The sequence below is a fragment of the Paraburkholderia madseniana genome, assembly GCF_009690905.1.
Classification (GTDB): domain Bacteria; phylum Pseudomonadota; class Gammaproteobacteria; order Burkholderiales; family Burkholderiaceae; genus Paraburkholderia; species Paraburkholderia madseniana.
The window spans coordinates 1-1,337 of sequence record NZ_VOSW01000275.1; the positions used below are offsets into that span (position 1 = coordinate 1).

Annotated in this window: 1 protein-coding gene; it reads right to left on the bottom strand. The window is 57.8% G+C overall.

Translation table 11 applies throughout. The features are described from left to right. On the bottom strand, positions 1–722 hold a 722-nt coding region (locus FSO04_RS45775; RefSeq protein ID WP_174825362.1), incomplete at its 3' end, for a reverse transcriptase N-terminal domain-containing protein. Positions 723–1,337 lie beyond the last annotated feature (615 nt).

Here is a 1,337-nt window from a genome sequence, read left to right on the forward strand (position 1 = left end):
ATGACACCCCCTTGCGGGGTGCCGGCCCGCGACTCAAACAGGGTTCCCTCATCGATATAGCCGGCCTGCAACCACTTGCGCAGGACTTCCTTGTCCATCGCCGCATTCTCCAGAATCCAGGAGTGACTGAAGTTGTCGAAACAGCCTCGGATATCACCCTCCAGAATCCACTCTGGCGAGGTTCGTCTCGCCAGGGCGTTGAAGCAGTGCTGGATGGCATCGGCAGTCGAGCGTTCGGGCCGGAAGCCGTAGGAGTTGACATCCGCCAGAGTCTCCGCGATCGGCTCCAGTGCGAGCTTCCATAAAGCCTGCATCGCCCGGCACTTCATGCATGGGATTCCTAGCGGACGCTTTTTTCCATTACTCTTGGGAATGTGGACACGCCGCAGCGGCATCGTGCGATAGCCCCGATGACGTAGCGACAACATTCCGTTCCATCTGGCCGCCGGAGATGACCAGATCCTGCCGTCCACCCCCGGCGTTCTCTTACCGCGATTTTCCGTTACCCGCTTCACAGCAAGCATCTTGCCGTTATGCGAGCGGGTTAGCAGATGTTGCAAGGCCTTCGCCTTGCCCCACCGGTTTTCCCGAACTGCCTTGGCGATACGCATCTGAAGCCGCTTCACGTCCGCCGCGATGTGTGACCAGTTCGCCTGATCCCACATGACTGTGGCGCGCGAGGGCGCACCAGCGTCTGATGCCTTCGCATTGTTCGCCGTCATCTGCTTTCCCTCGTACAACGGTTAATCAAAGATTCTCTCGCCATGAATGACCATGTGGAAGTCTGCCCGCTTTCGCGTCAGGCAAATGTCTCAGCCCGTATCCCATCCATTACAGACAGGCTTTCGCTTTCTCCACCTTCCTTTACCCGCATCGCCAATAGCTTTCCTTGCGGTTAGCCTGCCCATGGGGCAGCGATACGGGCTTACCCTGTTCCGCGTGATTCTCGGGATGATGCGGACCCGTCCTATGCGCCGGCGGCATGCTGTCCATGATGGTCCAAGCCCGAGAGGAGACCATTCCTAGCCGCGTACCGTTTTGGTTCAAGCCTGTCAGCACGTTTGGCTTGTTGTTTGTGACGACACGTAACGAACGTTCACTTATGTTGGTCGTACTCATCCATCCCTTGCACCTCTCCACCTTCGTGCTGGCAGATTCCGTCTCGCCTCGCGGCTCAACGTACCGTATGTACAGTGGTTGCTTTGTCCCCGGAGCTTCACACCAAGCCGTTGCCAGCTTCGCATGTCCGGGTAGGGAACGGCTGATGGAACAGCCGGTTTCATCAGGATTACTGCGTTCCGTGAAACAGAGAATCGAGCGACTTTGCAGGTCGCACC